The organism is Geodermatophilus sp. SYSU D00696, assembly GCF_054050235.1.
In genome coordinates this window covers 158,390-175,638 of record NZ_JBJGYY010000003.1, presented here as the reverse complement: position 1 = coordinate 175,638, position 17,249 = coordinate 158,390, and the positions used below count along the sequence as shown (strand labels likewise).

11 protein-coding genes are annotated in these 17,249 nt (G+C 75.1%); 3 read left to right on the top strand and 8 right to left on the bottom strand.

Annotation, left to right across the window (positions count from 1 at the left end):
- The first annotated feature begins 46 nt into the window (after positions 1-46).
- Positions 47-2,392, top strand: coding sequence for a heavy metal translocating P-type ATPase (locus ACI79O_RS03880; RefSeq protein ID WP_456913411.1), 2,346 nt, complete (start codon positions 47-49; stop codon positions 2,390-2,392).
- Between the two features lie 88 nt (positions 2,393-2,480).
- Here the strand turns inward: ACI79O_RS03880 and ACI79O_RS03875 are convergent, their stop codons facing one another.
- The 7 genes from ACI79O_RS03875 to ACI79O_RS03845 all read right to left on the bottom strand — a co-directional run bounded on the left by ACI79O_RS03875 (position 2,481) and on the right by ACI79O_RS03845 (position 12,100).
- Positions 2,481-3,716, bottom strand: a complete 1,236-nt coding sequence (locus ACI79O_RS03875; protein ID WP_456887741.1) for a hypothetical protein — start codon at positions 3,714-3,716, stop codon at positions 2,481-2,483.
- Positions 3,717-3,823: 107 nt separating this feature from the next.
- Positions 3,824-4,966 carry a glycosyltransferase family 4 protein gene (locus ACI79O_RS03870; RefSeq protein ID WP_456887742.1) on the bottom strand — a complete coding sequence of 381 codons (1,143 nt, stop codon included), beginning with the start codon at positions 4,964-4,966 and terminating at the stop codon, positions 3,824-3,826.
- A 228-nt stretch (positions 4,967-5,194) separates the two neighbouring features.
- Positions 5,195-7,507, bottom strand: a complete 2,313-nt coding sequence (locus ACI79O_RS03865; protein WP_456913410.1) for an LGFP repeat-containing protein — start codon at positions 7,505-7,507, stop codon at positions 5,195-5,197.
- The gene (locus tag ACI79O_RS03860; RefSeq protein WP_456887747.1) at positions 7,504-8,085 is read right to left on the bottom strand and encodes a hypothetical protein; all 582 of its coding nucleotides are present in this window, start codon (positions 8,083-8,085) and stop codon (positions 7,504-7,506) included. Before ACI79O_RS03860 ends, ACI79O_RS03865 begins: the two co-directional genes overlap by 4 nt.
- Positions 8,086-8,406: 321 nt before the next feature.
- Positions 8,407-9,597: a glycosyltransferase family 4 protein gene (locus ACI79O_RS03855; RefSeq protein ID WP_456913409.1), complete on the bottom strand. Its 1,191-nt coding sequence runs from the start codon at positions 9,595-9,597 to the stop codon at positions 8,407-8,409.
- 11 nt (positions 9,598-9,608) lie between these two features.
- Positions 9,609-10,805 carry a glycosyltransferase family 4 protein gene (locus ACI79O_RS03850; protein WP_456887751.1) on the bottom strand — a complete coding sequence of 399 codons (1,197 nt, stop codon included), beginning with the start codon at positions 10,803-10,805 and terminating at the stop codon, positions 9,609-9,611.
- Positions 10,802-12,100 carry a lipopolysaccharide biosynthesis protein gene (locus ACI79O_RS03845; RefSeq protein ID WP_456887753.1) on the bottom strand — a complete coding sequence of 433 codons (1,299 nt, stop codon included), beginning with the start codon at positions 12,098-12,100 and terminating at the stop codon, positions 10,802-10,804. Before ACI79O_RS03845 ends, ACI79O_RS03850 begins: the two co-directional genes overlap by 4 nt.
- 96 nt (positions 12,101-12,196) lie before the next feature.
- Between ACI79O_RS03845 and ACI79O_RS03840 the strand changes: the two genes are divergently transcribed.
- Positions 12,197-15,286 (top strand): arabinosyltransferase domain-containing protein, encoded by a 3,090-nt coding sequence (locus ACI79O_RS03840; RefSeq protein WP_456913408.1) that lies wholly within the window; start codon positions 12,197-12,199, stop codon positions 15,284-15,286.
- Between the two features lie 152 nt (positions 15,287-15,438).
- Positions 15,439-16,407, top strand: a complete 969-nt coding sequence (locus ACI79O_RS03835) for a decaprenyl-phosphate phosphoribosyltransferase (protein ID WP_456913407.1) — start codon at positions 15,439-15,441, stop codon at positions 16,405-16,407.
- 10 nt (positions 16,408-16,417) lie between these two features.
- Here ACI79O_RS03835 and ACI79O_RS03830 read toward each other — a convergent pair whose 3' ends face one another.
- Positions 16,418-17,239: a DUF1028 domain-containing protein gene (locus tag ACI79O_RS03830; RefSeq protein ID WP_456887760.1), complete on the bottom strand. Its 822-nt coding sequence runs from the start codon at positions 17,237-17,239 to the stop codon at positions 16,418-16,420.
- Positions 17,240-17,249: the final 10 nt, after the last annotated feature.

Sequence of the window (17,249 nt, the reverse complement as noted above, 5' to 3'; positions counted from 1 at the left end):
GCCACGCACCCCCGGCCCACCCCAGCAGTCCCGAAGGAAGAAGACGATGAGCTCCGCGACTGAGCGCACGACCCCACCGGCCGCGGCCGGCGGCGGCCAGGTCGAGCTGGCGATCGGCGGGATGACCTGCGCCTCGTGCGCGGCGCGCATCGAGAAGAAGCTCAACCGGCTCGAGGGCGTCACCGCCACGGTCAACTACGCCACCGAGAAGGCGAGGGTCACCGTCACCGGTGACGTCACCCCCGACGAGCTGATCGCGACGGTGGAGAAGACCGGCTACACCGCGCACCTGCCCGAGCCCCCGGCGGCCGGGCAGCCGGCGGCCGCCGAGGCCGACGACCCCGTCCGCGGGCTGCGGCAGCGGCTGGTGGTCTCCGCCGTCCTGACCCTCCCGGTCATCGCGATGGCGATGGTCCCGGCGCTGCAGTTCACCAACTGGCAGTGGCTGTCGCTCACCCTGGCGGCTCCGGTGGTGGTCTGGGGTGCGTGGCCGTTCCACCGGGCCGCGTGGACCAACCTGCGCCACGGCACGTCCACGATGGACACGCTCGTCTCGATGGGCACCCTCGCCGCGCTGGCCTGGTCGCTGTACGCGCTCTTCTGGGGCACGGCCGGCGAGCCGGGCATGACGCACCCGTTCGAGCTGACCATCGCCCGCAGCGACGGAGCGGGGAACATCTACCTCGAGGCCGCCGCCGGGGTGACCACGTTCATCCTCGCCGGGCGCTACGTCGAGGCCCGCTCGAAGCGCCGCGCCGGCGCCGCGCTGCGCGCCCTGCTCGAGCTCGGCGCGAAGGAGGTCTCGGTCCTGCGCGGCGGGCGCGAGCAGCGGATCCCGGTCGACCGGCTGACCGTCGGCGACCTGTTCGTCGTCCGCCCCGGCGAGAAGGTCGCCACCGACGGCGTGGTCACCGAGGGCTCCTCGGCCGTGGACGCCTCGATGCTCACCGGCGAGTCCGTGCCGGTCGAGGTCGGCCCCGGCGACGCCGTCGCCGGCGCCACCGTCAACGCCGGCGGCCGGCTGGTCGTGCGGGCCACCCGGATCGGCGCCGACACCCAGCTCGCGCAGATGGCCCGCCTGGTGGAGGACGCGCAGAACGGCAAGGCCGAGGTGCAGCGCCTGGCCGACCGCGTCTCGGGCGTCTTCGTGCCGGTCGTCATCGCCCTGGCCGTCGGCACCCTCGGCTTCTGGCTGGGCACCGGCGGCGGGCTGGCCGCCGCGTTCACCGCCGCGGTCGCCGTCCTGATCATCGCCTGCCCCTGCGCGCTGGGGCTGGCCACGCCGACCGCGCTCATGGTCGGCACCGGGCGCGGCGCGCAGCTCGGCATCCTGATCAGAGGCCCCGAGGTGCTGGAGGACACCCGGCGGGTCGACACGGTCGTGCTCGACAAGACCGGCACGGTCACCACCGGCCGGATGACCCTGCTCGACGTCGTCGTCGCGCCGGGCGAGGACCGCCGGCAGGTGCTGCGGCTGGCCGGCGCCCTGGAGGACGCCTCCGAGCACCCCGTCGCCCGGGCCGTCGCCACCGGCGCCGCCGAGGCGGTCGGCGACCTGCCGGCCGTGGAGGGCTTCACCAACGTCGAGGGCCTCGGCGTGCAGGGCGTCGTCGACGGGCACGCGGTGCTCGTCGGGCGCCCCCGGCTGCTGGCCGAGTGGTCCCAGCCCCTCGGCGCCGAGCTGGAGCGCGCGCGGGCCGCGGCCGAGGCCGAGGGCAGGACCGCGGTCGCGGTCGCCTGGGACGGCGCCGCCCGCGGCGTCCTCGTCGTCGCCGACGCCGTCAAGGACACCTCCGCCGAGGCCGTCCGGCAGCTCCGCGACCTGGGCCTGACCCCGGTCCTGCTGACCGGCGACAACGAGACCGTCGCCCGCTCGGTCGCTGCGGCGGTCGGCATCGACGAGGTCGTCGCCGAGGTGCTGCCCGCGGACAAGGTCGACGTCGTCAGGCGGCTGCAGGAGCAGGGCCGGGTCGTGGCGATGGTCGGCGACGGCGTCAACGACGCCCCGGCGCTGGCCCAGGCCGACCTGGGGCTGGCGATGGGCACCGGCACCGACGTCGCCATCGAGGCCGGTGACCTCACCCTGGTCCGCGGTGACCTGCGGGCCGCCGCCGACGCCATCCGGCTGTCCCGGCGGACGCTGACCACCATCCGGCAGAACCTGTTCTGGGCCTTCGCCTACAACGTCGCCGCGCTGCCGCTCGCGGCCGCCGGCCTGCTCAACCCGATGCTCGCCGGCGCGGCGATGGCGTTCTCCTCGGTGTTCGTCGTCTCCAACAGCCTGCGGCTGCGCCGGTTCCGCTCCACCAGTGGTGCGACCGCGGCCGGCGTGCGTCCAGACCCGGCCGCCGCCGTCGCCGACGCACCCCGGCAGGCCACCGCGGCACCCTGAGGGGGCAGTGGTCGTCGGGCACGAGCGCCACGAGTCCGCGGGGAGGCCCAGCCCCTGGGCGCTGGCCGCCGCGCGGACTCGGTGGCGCTCAGGCGGATGCCGCCTGCCGCGCGGCCACCCCGCGCAGGACCATGCGGATGGTGCCGTGCGGCGAGGCGACCTCGTGCACCAGGGTGGCGGCGCCGATGGCGACCGCCGAGGCGGCGATCACCCCACTCGGGGAGCCGTGCCACATGGCCAGCAGCGCGGCATGGCCGAGGGCGGTGACGAGGAGCAGCGCCGTGAACGACCACGAGCCGCGGGCGATGGCCAGCGTCAAGTGGACGTAGAGCAGCGACGCCAGCGTCATCACCAAGGACAGCGGCACCATCAGCCGGGCGGCGTCGGCGAACTCCGGGCCGAAGGTCGCGGCCAGCAGTGAGCTGGGAACGAGCGCCAGGCCGGCGGTGATGACGAGGCCGGTGACGGCGGTGACGCCCATCGTGAGCAGGACTGGGCGGACGGGCTCCCGTCCGCGCGCCAGATCGGCGGCTACCCGGGGCAGCAGCACCATCGTCAGGGCAGCCGGGGCGTAGAGGGATACCTTGCCCATGAGCGCCGCGGCCGAGTAGACGCCGGCCACCTCGGGAGCGAGGGTCGCCTTGGCGACCAGCTGGTCGAGGTTGGTCAGGCTGGCGAAGGCCAGCAGCGCGAGGATCGAGGTGCCCGGCGCGAAGCTCACGGCACGGGGTTCGGGACGAGCGGCCCGGCGCACGGGGCCGACGAGCAGCAGGAGCCCCACGACCGTGGCCGCGACCATCGCCCAGACGGCTCCGGAGAGGCCAAGCAGCAGGATGCACAGCGGCAGCAGGAAGGTGCGCAGTGCGCCGAGGGGCCCCGCGAGGACCAAGGCGACGCGGCCGAAGCCACCGAGCCCCTGCAGGATGCCAGTGCCCACCAGCAGCACGCTGCCCAGCGGGATCCACAGTGCGGCGACGGCCGCCAGGGTCCACGTGGACAGGTCGAGCCACGACGTCAGCACCGGGCCGAGGGCGAGCAGTGCGAGGGTCAGACCGAGCACGCCCCAGGCGCTGCCGCGGGTCAGCGTGCGCACCACTCCCGACAGACCGGCAGCGTCACCCTGGCCGGCCAGGCGGGCGGTGTCCCGCGCGGCGGCCGCCTGGACGCCGTTCAGTGGCTGGAAGCAGATGAGCGAGTAGGCGATCAGGGCGCTGACCTCGGCGAACTGTGCCGCCCCCAGCATCCGGGCCGCCACCACGTAGAACAGGTAGTTGCCCGCGTGGCCGATCATGGATGCGGTCAGGACCGTCAGTCCCGAGCGCACGCCGCCACCGGAACCCTCCGCCGCTGTCGAGCTCATCGATACCGGGGAGGTGGCGTCCGGCGCCGGCGCGGACGACATACCGCTGCCGGGCGTGCTCGGTGAGGCGCTCACGAGGCGGTCGTCCGCGCGCCGGAGGAGCGGGCGCCGTCCACAGCTCGGCGTAGGGACGCTGCCGTCAGCCGGGCCGTGGTCTCCCAGGAGAAGCGCCCCGCTCGCGCACGCCCGGCAGCGGAAAGTGCGGCGCGCTGCCCCGGCGAGGCGATGAGCTCCTGCACCGCCGCGGCGAAGGTGCGTGGGTCACCCGGGGCCACGTAGCGGGCCGCGTCACCGCCGACCTCGCGCAGCACCGGGATGTCCGACGCGACCACCGGGCAGCCGCGCTGCATCGCCTCCAGGACGGGCAGGCCGAAGCCCTCGAACAGGGAGGGGCATACGTAGAGGTCGGCCCGGGCGAACAGCGCCTCCAGTTCACCGCGCGTCACCCAGCCGAGCAGGACGACGTCGTTCTCGAGACCCAGTTCGGTCACCAGCGGGCGGAGCGGGTCGTCGCCCTGGCTGCCGGTGACCACCAGCAGGGGACGGCCGTCGGCGGGCACCTGGCTCCACGCGCGCAGGAGCGTCGGGAAGTCCTTGTGGGGGAGCCGGTTGCCGGTGCTGAGCACCAGTGGCCGGCCGGTGTCCGGCACGGCGGCCGGGAGCCGGTCGGCGGGGTCCGGCGGCGCGGGACGACCGGCGGCGAGCGGGACGACGTCCACGCGCTCAGGACCGATACCGATGAACTCGGAGATGTCGGCGGCCGAGGCCTGTGAGTCGGTGAGGACCCGTGAGGCGGCACGGGCGGCGCGGCGGCAGAGGACCCCGACGGGTCGGCCGATCGGGCCTGCCACGTCGGGCAACCGGAACGACAGCAGGTCGTGCACCGTCAGGACGGTAGGAAGCGCCTGGAAGACCGGCCCGAAGTTGGCCGGGGAGTGCAGCACGTCGGCGCCCAGCCGCCGGCCGACCGGGCCGACGACCAGGGACTCGGCCACCGCCCAGACGACGCGGTTGCGCCCGGACATCGGGATGCGTCGCACCTCTCCGGGGAACCAGTCGAGGGGGAGCTCGGTCCCGGCGTTCACCAGTGCCGTGAACCGCAGGTCGGGTGCGACGGCCGGCATCGCGCGGTACAGCTCGTGTGCGTAGGTTTCGGTGCCTCCGCGCTGGCCCGTCAGGTGCATCAGGTCGACGGCGACGTGGGTTGTCGTCATGCCCCACGGGTCCTGGCCGGTCGGTGCATTGCCATCTCGTCGGGTACCTCACTCTGGTCGACTCGAAGCGTCAGCCTGGGCGGCTGCGCTCCAGGAACGGCGGTCACGCCGAGGAGCCGCCAGAGCCGCCGGGGCGCCGGTGGGCGGCGCAGGGCCTCACCGAGGGTACCCGGACGAGCACGGCGCCGCGGCCGCCGAGCGGTCCGACACCGTGCTCGTCCGGCCGGGTCAGCGCCGAGTGATCACGTGGGTGCGGGAGTCCCACGACAGGGTGCCGCCCTGGAACTGCTGGGTGCAGCCGGCGGAGGTGCACGCCATGTCGCTCGTCGGGTAGCCCAGTGGACCGTCGGCCCGTCCCTCGTTCACCCAGGTGGCGCCGAAGCCCCCGGACACGGCGTGGGCGCCGGTCGCCGCCGACCAGGCGACCTCCCCGGCGGCGAACCGCTGGGTGCAACCGTCGTCGCGCAGGCCGCAGGTCGTGCTCGTCGTCGGGTAGCCGAGGTAGCCGTTCTCCCAGCCGGTGGCGGCCCAGGCGTCGCGGACCGGACCCCAGGACGCCCAGACGCCGGTGGTGGGGGACCAGTAGGCCGAGGCGCCGGTCATGTGCTGGGCACAACCGCCTCCGCGCAGGCCGCAGACCATGTCCATAGTCGGGTAGCCGAGCGGGCCGTCGGCCCCGCCCGTGGACACCCAGAGCGCGGCGATGCCGCCGGACAGGGCCCGGGTGCCGGTGGCCGGCGACCAGGTCAGCTGGGCGTATTGGAACGGCTGCGTGCAGCCACCGCCGGAGTGCCCGCAGGTCATGGCGCCGGTGGGATAGCCGAAGGAACTCCGGTCGTGCCCGCTCGCCGCCCAGGCGGCCAGGATGCCGCCGGACATGGCAGCGGTGCCCGACTGGGGACTCCAGGTGACGACCCCGCCCTGGAACTGCTGGCTGCAGCCGCTGCGATTCAGACCGCAGACCATCGCGCCGGTCGGGTAGCCGAGGGAGCCTGCCTGACCGCCACCGGCTGCCCACAGTCCTCCGATGCCGCCCGAGACCACTCGTCCACCGGTGGCCGGCGACCACGTCACCGACCCGAACTGGAAGTCCTGCCGGCAGCCGCCGCCGGTCAGACCGCAGACGACCTCGGCCGTCGGGTAGCCGACGGGCCCGTCCTGCCAGCCACTGTCGGCCCACGTCTGCCGGACCACGCCCGCGGTCAGCTGCGCCCCGGTGGGCGCCGTCCAGTACAGCGAGCCGCCCTGGAAGTGCTGTGCACACCCGCCCTGGCGCAGACCGCACACGAGGTCGGTGACCGGATAGCCGAGGACGCCGTCCTGCCATCCCCGGGCCGCCCACGCGCTGCGAACAGCACCGCTGGTCGCGCGGGCGCCGGTCGCGGGACTCCAGTAGACGGAGCCGCCCTGGAAGTGCTGGGCGCAGCCGCCGTCGCGCTGGCCGCAGACGGTGTCCATCGTGGGGTACCCGAGCGATCCGCTCTGCCACCCCCTCGCGGCCCACAGGTCGCGGACCGGACCGAGCACGGCCCGGGCACCGGTCGCCTCGGTCCAGTAGACCGAGCCACCCTGGAAGTGCTGGGCGCAGCCGCCCTGTTCCAGGCCGCAGACCATCCGCGTGACGGGTTGGCCGAGGACGCCTCCGGCGCCGCCGAGCGCGTTCCACGTCGCCGCGATGCCGCCGGAGACGTATGGCACGGTGCTCGAGCCGAACCAGTCGTTGAAGTACAGGTAGAAGTTGCGGTTGCCGTATGCCGCGCAGGTGTCGTTCGCCGCCTTGTACCCGGCGGCGAGGGCGGCCGCGGTGGGCTGGTAGGGCGTGTAGTTGTACAGGCCCGCGGTGGCCTGGTTGGCGATGTAGACCTGGGAACCCCCGCACTCGGCCTTCGGGGAGTAGCGCACGAAGTTCGTCCGGCCGGCGACGTGCGCGTAGCCGGTGGGGTTGGCTGCGTAGCGCTGGAACTGCCGGGCGGCGCCGTAGACCTGGTTGAAGAACCCGTAGTAGGCGGCGTCGCACGCCGCGGTGTCCGGGCAGCCCATGCCGGCGGCGCTCTTGTAGCGGTTGGCCCAGAGCGTCGAACCGTCGTTGGTCACCAACGACTGTTCCTTCTGGATCAGCACGAGCAGCACCTGCGGGTTGACGCCGCAGGCGCGGGCGACCTTGGTAAGGATGGTCGCCGCGCTCTCGCGGGCGGCGCCGGTGTAGGTGCCGCGACACAGCGAGTCGGCGTTGCGAGTGTAGGTGTCCTGCACGAAGTCCTTCAGGCACGGCGTGCCGTCGGAGCCGGTGCGGCAGGAGGCGCCCTTGGCGTTGATGAAGGCGGCGACGGCAGCGGCGTCCATCGACGTCGCGTCGAAGAAGACGTCGTCGCTGATGATGTTGCCGGCGTCGAACTGGCTGACGTCCGCGGTCTCCACCAGCTGCGGGGTGGCCGGGGTGCCGTCCGGCAGCGTGCCGGCGCCGACGATGAGGAGGGCGGCGCAGCAGACCGCGGAGACGGCGAGGCCGAGCAGGCGCCTGGACGGGCCGACGAGGTTCACGGGACGACCACCTCGGCGGCCTGCGACGCGCCCTCACCGGTGTCGGAGACGTAGCTCAGCACCGCCTGCCACGTGCCCGTCGACAGCCGCGGGTCGGCGAGGCTGATCTGCCCGCAGGAGGTCGTGCTGGCGTCGGCGAGCGCCTGCGTGGTGGTGCTGAGGACGGTCGGGCCGCTGGTCAGCGTGAGGGTGCAGGTGCCGCCGACCTCCACGACACCGGACACGTAGCCGGTGGCCTGCACCGCGGCGTTTGCGGCTTCCCAGGTGACCGACGTGAGGACGGCCTGCAGCGCGTCACCGTCCGAAGGCGGCGGTGCGTCGGTGGCGACGTCCTCGGGTGCAGGTGGGGTGACCTCGGCCACGGGGAGCCCTCCGCCGCCGTCACGGGGAGGCGGGGACGACGGGACGGAGGAGGCGGTCTCCGACGCCGTCGCGGGCGGCGCCGCCGTGACCGACGGCACGCTCGTCGCCGTGCTCGTGGCCTGCTCCGGCCCGTCGCTGGACCGAGGAGCGACCAGGACGGCACCGGCGGCCGCGACAGCCGCCGAGACGCCCAGGGCGGCGAGCACCAGCGTCACACGACGACGGTGGACTCGGGACACGTGACCTCACAGGCATGTCTCGTGGCGACCCTCAGGTCGCACCGGGTGGGACCGGTCAGGACCGGACCGGTCCTCACCGGGACAGTCATCGGCAGGACTCCAGGGATCCATGACGGGTCGGACCGGGAGGGCCGTCCGGTGGCACCGGGTCCGCCTCCCGCGGACGGCGGCGCGCCGGCCGGAGGCGGGCGAGCTCAGGACGGCACGTGGTGGTCCGTCAGCACGTCCGGCTCCCGGGTCGTGTGTCGACGCAGGGCCACCGCGGTCACCGGGAGGGACGGTGTCGCACCGCCCGGGTCAGGGCAGCGGAGCCGCACCCCGGGCGTTGGTCAGCGCGGCCAGCACACCGTCCGCAGCGGCGGTCATGGTGCGGGTGCGGGCCGCCTCCTCGAACCACGCGCGGGTCGATCGCCGCAGGGCCTCCCCGGCGAGCACCACCTCGGCGATCGCCGCGCCGAGGTCGGCGGGCTCGGTGCTGCGGGCGACCGCTCCGTTGACCCCGGGCTCGACCAGCTCCAGGGAGGCGTTGTCCGGCGCCTCGGCCAGCACGACGGGTGTCCCGGTCGCGCACGCCTCGACGACCACCAGCCCGTAGCCCTCCCGGCGGGAGGGGTTGACCAGGCAGGCCGCCCCCGCCATCGCGCGCTCCAGCTCGTCCTGGGCGACGAAGCCCGGGACCTCGACGACGTCGTCCAGACCGAGACGGGCGACCTCCGCCACCACCGCCGCGCGGCTCTCGCCGTCGCCGAACAGGCGCGCCCGCAGCGCGGGGACCCGCGCCCCCGCCTCGGCCAGCGCCGCGGGGATCGACTCCACCCGCTTGTCGGGGATCATGCGCCCCGCGTACACCACGGTCGGCGGCTCGTCGGGCACCGGCCGGGCCTCGGCGTGCGTGTCGCCGTGGATCAGGCCGGGACTGATCACCGGTGGTGTCCGCAGGCCCTCCGCCTCGAGGCGCCGTCCGTTCATGCGTGAGTGGCAGCTGGCGAGTGGGCTGAGTCGGACCGCGAGCCGCTGCAGCAGCGTGGCGATCCGCCCGACCACGGCGCCCGAGTACTGGCGCCACTGCTCCGGTCGCCAGACCTCGAGGAAGTCCGCGCAGATCGGCATCCGGCGGCCCAGGAGCGCGAGCCGGACCGCCGGGACGTTGAGAGCGGGCAGCGCGCTCACCAGGACGGCGTCGTACCGCCGCCGACGGCGGAGCAGGTGCCGGGACACGGCCAGCGCGAAGCCGAGGGCCGGGGGGAGCCGCCGGCCGCCGTGCTCGTCGTACAGCCGCGCACGCCCGGCCACCTCGACCACCTCGAGGCCGGCCGGGACGGGAGGTGGCGTGTCGTCCCACTGTCGCCGCGTCAGGTACGAGACCCGGTGTCCGCGCTCGACGAACCGCTCGGCGAACGCCCGGTACTGCCGCTCCCCGCCACCCGTGGTGGCCGGGAAGAAGCAGTCGTAGACGACCGCGATGTGCAGCCCGTCGGCGTCGGCCACCCGTGTCCCCCTCACCCGCTCCAGCGCCCACCCGGGCGGGGCCGACGGTACCGACCGGGTCGGTGCGGATCGCTCAGCAGCCCCCCGGTGCGCTCGACCGCGAGACGGGCGAACAGCTCCTCGTGCGCGTCCAGCACCGCCGAGACGGAGTAGCGCGCACGCGCCTGCTCACGGCCGCGCCCTGGGTCGGGTGGATCCGTGGCCAGGCGGCGCAGGCCGGCCGTGATGCCCGGGACGTCGCGTGGTGCGACCACGGTGCCGAAACCGGTCTCCCGCACCGGGACCCGGACGCCCGGCAGGTCGCTCGCGAGGACCGGGACGCCGGCCAGCATCGCCTCGACCTGGACGATGCCGAAGGCCTCGAAGGCGTTGACCGACGGCAGCGCGAAGACGTCGAGTGACGCGTAGAGGTCGGCGAGGTCCTCGTCGGGCACGAACCCGAGCAGGCGCACGCGGGTGTCGTCGCCGATCGCCGCCCGGACCCGGGCCACGACCGAGCCTCCCGCCACGTCGGCGAAGGCGCCGCCGATGAGCAGGCGGGCGTCCGGGTCCTCGAGTGCGCGGAAGGCCCGGACCAGGTACTCCAGCCCCTTCTCCTCGACGATCCGGCCCAGGAAGCCGACGTGCGGCCCCCCGGTCTCCCGGAACCGCGGCCGGCCGGCCGGGCGCGCGTGGCACGGTGGGGGGATCACCGTCGTCCGCCCGTCCATGGCCGGCCAGAGCCGGCTGGACCGCGCGTAGTCCTCACTCGTCACCACGACAGCGTCGGCCCTGGTCAGGGCCCTGCGACTGGCTGCGTCCACCCCCGCGGTCTGCAGCCGGTTGACCGCTCCCGGCGGGAGGCTGACGTCGCAGTGGTACGTGGTGGCCACGGGGGAGGCCAGGCGGCCGGCGAGGAGCGCCGCCTCCGGCATGGGCAGGTGCAGGTTCGTCACCGCGGCCCCACGGGCCGCCCGCCCGATCCGGCTGACCAGCGACGGAGCCGCGATCCCCTTGCCCAGCCGGGCCAGGACCGGCGCCCGCTCCACCTGGACCCCGTTGAGCACCTCCCGCTCGGGGAGGGACCGGTCGTGCCGGCTGGTGAGCACGCGGACCCGGTGCCCGCGCGCGGCGAGGCCCTCGGCGACGTCGCGCGCCACGTTGGTCAGGCCGCTGACGTAGGGCGTGTAGTAGTCCAGGGCGACCAGCAGGTCCAGCGGACCGGTCATGCCCGGCCTCCTCTCTCTCCGTCGGTGGACGCGACGAGGTCGCCGGCCGCGGCACGCCGGCCGGCCAGCAGGAGCCCGAGGCTGACCGCCAGCGCAGCCCCGGACCCGAGGGTGAAGGCCAGCCCGGCACGGAGCACGAGGTCGGGGACGACGGCGAACACGACCCCCGCGACGGCCAGCCCGGTGACCCACACCGTGGCCACGTCCCGGTGCCGCCCGTCGACGAGCAGCGCCTGGCCGGTCAGCAGCAGCCCCAGGTACAGCCCGCTGCCGACGGCGAGCACCGCGAGGGAGCCGCCGTCGAGCGCGTAGCGGTCCCCGAAGAGCACCCCCACCAACGCCGGGCCGGCCAGCCACCCCAAGAGGCCACCGGCCGCGGCCACCGCCGCCACGCCGGCAGCGGTCCGCCCGACCAGGCGGCGGACCGCGTCCCGGCTCGCCCCCGCCCCGGTCAGCGCCGGGATGAGCGCGCCCTGGAGCGGGACCGCCACGAAGAGGGGCAGCCGGACGAGGGTGAAACCGGCGACGAACTGCGCGGCGAGCACCCGCTCGTCCGCCATCGCGACCGCCGTGACGAGCACCGGTGCCGCGTTGAGCAGCGCCTGGGCGCACAGTGACCCGACCATGAGGTGGCCCACGTCACCCCAGCGCAGGCGCAGCCTCCGGTCGTCCCCCGGCGAGGAGGACCGGCGGCGTCCGAACCGGAGAAGGACCGGCGCATGGGCCAGCAGCACCGCGGCGGCCAGCGTCCAGCCGAAGTCACCCGCACCGTCGGGCCCGGCGAAGGCGGCCACCGCCCCTGCCGCGGCCAGCCGCAACACGGCCTCGGCGAACAGCACGGTCCCGTGCAGCCGTATGGCGCCACGGCCGAGGAGCAGCCCGCGGAGCACGAACTGCGGGGCCGAGCCGAGGCACACGACCAGGAGGGCGACCAGGAGCGCCACGTCCGCGCCGAGAACGCGCCGCAGCAGCGGCCACCCGGCGAGCACCGCGAGGAGCGTGACGGCGGTGATGGCACCGGCCACCCGCACCGTCCCCCGCGGCAGGCGTCCGCCGCCGTCCAGGTGCACCAGCCGGGCGATCTCCAGCTCCAGCGGTTGGAAGGCCCCGAGTCCCACGACGAGCGCGATGGACCAGAAGGCGCCGAAGTCGGCGTACTCGGCCGCTGGCACCGACCGCGCCACCACGGCAAGGTAGGCGTAGGTGAGGATCCCCGAGCCTGCTACGCCGACGGCGGCCCAGCCGAGGGAGGACGCGAGTCGCGGCGCCGGGCGGTTCAGGACCGGGTCCCGCACGCGCTGCGGTCCAGTGGCCGCCCCGGTAGCACGGGACCACCGTAGCGGCGCGCGTCGTGGAGCGAACGGCACAGGACGGAGTGACGGGGTGCATGCGTGGGCGTGATCGACCAGGAGCAGACCGGCGAGACGGGCAGCGGTGCCGCCGGAGCCGCCGTCGCCCGGCGCCCGGTGACCGGGCTGGTCCCGCTCGTTGTCGCGCTGGTGGCCGTCCTCGGCGCCGTCCTGCTGCTCCTGGCGCCCGTGCAGATGAGCGTCCCGACCGCGACCTGGCCGCAGGAACCGACGCGGCCGGCGTCCACCATGCTCGAGTTGACCAACCAGACCCCGCAGGCGATCGACGCGCGGTTCAGTTGCAGAGCCGTGCGGGCCGCCGCCGGTGCCGAGGGCGGCGTGGTCCTGTCGACCCTGGTGCCCGACCAGCCCGCGGCCGCGGGAGAGGGACTCCTGGTCACCACACGGGACGGCCGCCTCACCGTGGTGCTGCGGGGACAGACGCTCCTCGACGAGCCGATCGGCAGCGGGAACTGCTCGTACCGGCTGACCGGCACCCCGGACGCGGTGGTCCTCGAACGGGACGGGTCGCCGGTCGGCGCCGCGCGCGGTGACCGCGTCCTGCCGGACGTCGACGTCCTGGCCACGAGCGTCGCCCAGCTGCCCTCGGACGACGACCTGAGGGTGACCCTGCAGGTCGACAACCAGTTCAACACCACCCCGACGGTCGCCAAGCTCGTCTTGACCGCCGTGGTCGTGCTGGCGGCACTCGCGTCCCTCGTCCTGCTGCGCCGGGCCGACCGCAGGACCGCGCGGCCCGCCGACCCCGGGACCCGGGCGCGGGGCGGCCTGCCGGCGGTCGTCGTCGACGTCCTCGTCGTGGGCGCGATGGTCCTGTGGCTGTTCATCGCGCCGGCGTCCGACGACGACGGCTACTACGCGGCGATGGCCCGCAACGCCGCGGCGGAGGGGTTCGTCGGCAACTACTACCAGCTGTTCAACCAGTCCTTCACGCCCTTCACGTGGTTCTACCGACTGCTCGGCTGGTGGCAGCCGGCCGGGGACAGCCCGGTCGTCCTGCGGATCCCTGCGCTCGTCGCCGGCCTGGTCACCTGGCTGCTGCTCCGGCGCTACGTCGCCGCGCCCGGTGCCCTGCCGGCCGCCGTCCGCGAGCGGCGCTGGGGCCCGGCCACGGCGGCGCTGCTCCTGGCCGCGGCCTTCCTCGCCTGGTGGCTGCCCTACGGCATGGGGGTGCGGCCGGAGGCGGCCGTCGGGCTGCTGGCGCTCGCGTCGCTGGCCGGCGTGGTCACCGGCCTGCGGACGCGGCGGCTGTTCCCCGTGGCCCTCGGTCTCACCGCCGCCGCGCTGAGCGCCACCTGCCACCCGACCGGCCTGGTGGCCCTCGCGCCGTTCCTGGTGGCGCTGCCCCGACTGGTCCCCCTCGTGGGCGACGGCGTCTCCCGCCTCGGCGCGCTCACCCGCACCGCCCTGGTGGTCGCCCCCGGTGCCCTCGGCAGCGTCGTGGCCTTCGCGGACGGCACGCTGCACGACTTCCTGCGCGGCCAGGAGCTGTTCCTCTCGGTACAGGAACAGAACTCCTGGTACGACGAGTACCAGCGGTACAACTTCCTGCTCAGCCCCATCCCGATGGGGTCCTACGCCCGCCGCGCCGCGGTGCTGCTCGGGGTCGTGGCCCTGCTGTGGTTCCTCGGCCTCGCGGCCGCCGCCCGCGCCCGGGACGTCGCCGTGCCTCTCCCGCTTCTGCTGGCCGGCTCGTCGCTGGCGGCGGCGTTCCTGCTCCTGTGGATCACGCCGAGCAAGTGGACCCACCACTTCGGGGCGCTCGCCGGCCTCGGCCCGGTGTTCCTCGGGCTCTTCCTCGTCAGCCTGCCGTGGCTCGCCGCGCAGGTGACGCGCGGGCGGCGGACCGGCGCGGGCGTGCCGGTGGCCGTCCTGGGATCGCTCGTGCTGGCCTGCGCGCTGGCGCTGCGGGGGCCCAATCAGTGGGCCTACAGCTGGCTGCCCGGCATGCCCCAGCCGATGGTGCCGCCGTACCTGGGCCCGCTGACGCTGGGCAGCCCCGTGCTCTGGGCCGTCGTGGCGGTCGCGGTGCTGGGTGTACTCACCCTCGTCCGGCGGCGCACGGGGGGCTCCTGGGCGCGGTCCTGGGTGGCCGCCCCCGTCGTCGCCCTCGTATGCCTCGGGACCGGCCTCACCTACCTGCTGGGCAGCTTCGCCTACGCCGCCGTGACGACGCTCGACGACTGGTCGCCCTGGGCCGACGCGCTCGCCGACCCGCTGGCCGACGACTGCGGGGCGGCCGGCGGCATGGAGGTCCTCGACGTCGGGGCGGCGCGCCCGCTGGTCCCCGGCGACGACGCGGCGGCGACGACCAGCACGGCGTTCGTGCCGGACGGCGGCTGGTTCCCGGTCGACCCGCCCCCGCCCGGGACCGGGGACGTGTGGGGAACCCTCGCCCCGCCGGAGGGGGAGGACGCCACGGGGACGCTCACCACGCCCTGGTACCCCGTGCCCGACCTCGCAGGCGACGAGGCGCTGACGGTCCTGGCCGCCGGGCGTCTCGACCGCGGCAACGAGGTCTCCGTGGAGTACGCGACGGCCGGGGACGGCGGGGAGCCGGTGCTCACCGGCCGCCAGCAGCTCACCGACGCGGTCGACTCGCCCGTGTGGCGCACGTTCGTCCTCGACCCCGGTGGGGCCGGAGGGGCGCCGGACCTCGTGCGGCTGGCCGCGGAGGACCGCTCGGGAGGAGCCGGCGGTTGGCTGGCCGTGACCTCGCCCTCGGTGCTGCCGTGGACGCCCCTGCAGGACGTCCTCCCCGAGGACGAGGCGGTGGCCACCGCCTGGCAGGTGTCCTTCCTCTTCCCGTGCCAGCGCCAGCCCGTCGTCCGCCTGGGCGTCACCGAGCCGGTGACCCACGGCGTCGTCTGGCGCCCGGGCCCCGGCGCGTGGGGACTGGACGACAACACCTGGCAGGTCCCGCGCGGCGGGCTGTTCGCGCCGGTCGAGCGGACCTCCGCGGTCACCGAGCTGGCCACGCGGTTCCCCGACTGGCCCGACGTCCGCGACCTGCAGGTCTTCCGGTTCGAGCTGCCCTACACCCCCGACGCCTACGACCTCCGGGTCGACCGGGAGACCCGGCTGGGCTGGCAGGGGGCCCCGGCCGGGTGACGGAGCCGTCCGCCCCGCGGGCGCTCGATGTCGGTACTCTTCACGCCCTGCCGGGAGTGGACCGGCCACGTTCAGGGCACCGGTAACGCGACACGGGGGTAGGACGACGCCGCGGAGGCGGGTGGACGACGACGGTCGGGGAGGACGGACCAGTGGACGTCGAGGGCCAGACCGCGCCGGGCCGGACCGTGGAGTACCGGGACAACGTCGCCGTGGCCGCCCCGCTGGTCCCTCCCCCGCGCACGGGTCTGAGCATCGTCCGCGGCCTCTGGCGGACCATGCGACCCCGCCAGTGGGTCAAGAACGTGCTCGTCTTCGCGGCTCCGCTCGCCGCGGGGAGGGTCCTCGACCTCGACGTGCTCCGCGCCACGCTGGTCGCCTTCGTCCTCTTCTGCGCCGTCGCCAGCGGCATCTACCTCCTCAACGACGTGCGCGACGTCGAGGAGGACCGCCGGCACCCGACCAAGCGGTTCCGGCCGGTCGCGGCCGGCGCCCTGCCAGTACCCCTCGCCGTCGTCGCGGGGACAGTCCTCCTCGTCGCGGCGTTGGTCGCGGCGGTGCTCCTCACCCGGGTGCAGCTCGCCGGCGTGCTGGGCGCCTACGCCGGGATCTCGTTGGCCTACGCGTACCTCCTCAAGGACCAGCCGGTCATCGACCTCGCGGTCGTCGCCTCGGGGTTCCTGCTCCGCGGCGTGGCCGGCGGTGCGGCGGCGGGGATCGCACTGTCACAGTGGTTCCTGCTCGTCGCTGCGTTCGGCGCGCTGTTCATGGTGGCGGGCAAGCGCTACGCGGAGCTGGTCGCAGTGGGGGAGGAGGCCGCCACGCGGCGGTCGCTGAAGGAGTACTCGGCCAGCTACCTGCGCTTCGTGTGGAGCCTCTCGGCCGGGGTGACCTGCACCACCTACTCCCTGTGGGCGTTCGAGCTCTACGAGGACGACCCGGGGTTCCCGTGGCAGACGCTGTCGATCGCCCCGTTCGTCCTGGCGCTCCTCCGGTACGCCGTCGACGTCGACCGGGGCCGAGCCGGCGCGCCCGAGGAGCTCGTGCTGCGGGACCGGGTGCTGCTGGGGCTGGGCGTGGTGTGGGCGCTGTTCGTCGGGATGGGCGTCTTCGTCAACTGACCGGGCGGGATCAGTCGAGCAGGCGGGAGACCGCGGTCAGTCGCGAGTCACCGGCCATCGAGGCCAGCCACGCCGACCAGCCCGGCCGCCGCCGCACCGCGGCGAGGGCCGCACGGGCGGCCGCCCGGTCGCCCCGGCGGGAGGCGGCCAGCGCGGCGTAGAGGTCGCGGGCGCCCTCGGGGGCGAACAGGGCGAGGGTCTCGTAGTCGCGCTCGTCGTAGGCCCGTTGGAGGTTGCGCAGCATCCGCAGCTGGGCCACCGGGTCGCCCGAGTCGTCGACCCGCAGGTCCATCCGCACGCCGTCGTCCTCCTCCGACGCCGGCTCGCCGCTCACCACCAGCAGCGCCGCCGACTGCCGCCCCCGCAGGTCGCCGCCGGCGTCCTGGCCGGCGGTGAGCGCGGCCAGCAACCGGTCGGCCAGCCCGCCGTCGTCGGCCTGGTAGGCCGCAGCCATCGCCGGCAGCACCTCCGGCGAGCCGAGCATGTTGCCCTGCACGCTCCACCCGTCGCCGACCAGGTGGCCGCTGACCGGGAACGAGCCGGGCCCGGTGTCGGCGGCGACGGCGCCGTCGGGCGCGAGCACGGCGATCTGCCGGTCCACGTCCTCGGCGGCGTGCGCGGCCCGGCGCACCAGCACCTCCGGCGCCGTGCCCTCGGCCAGGCCGCCGAGCAGCACGTGGCCGAGGCCGCGCGGGCTGCGCGCCTGCACCGCGACGACGCCGACGCCGGGCCGGGCGCTGGGCACGGCGCGGCCGACGGCGAGGATGCAGGAGGAGACGGCGATGCCCATCTCCCCGGTGACCGGGTCGCGGGCGACGACCGAGAACGTCACCGGGGGCGGG

Coding starts and splice junctions, on each gene's coding strand:
- ACI79O_RS03880 (WP_456913411.1), top strand. CDS start 47: ATGAGCTCCGCGACTGAGCGCACGACCCCACCGGCCGCGGCCGGCGGC.
- ACI79O_RS03870 (WP_456887742.1), bottom strand. CDS start 4,966: ATGACGACAACCCACGTCGCCGTCGACCTGATGCACCTGACGGGCCAG.
- ACI79O_RS03850 (WP_456887751.1), bottom strand. CDS start 10,805: ATGACCGGTCCGCTGGACCTGCTGGTCGCCCTGGACTACTACACGCCC.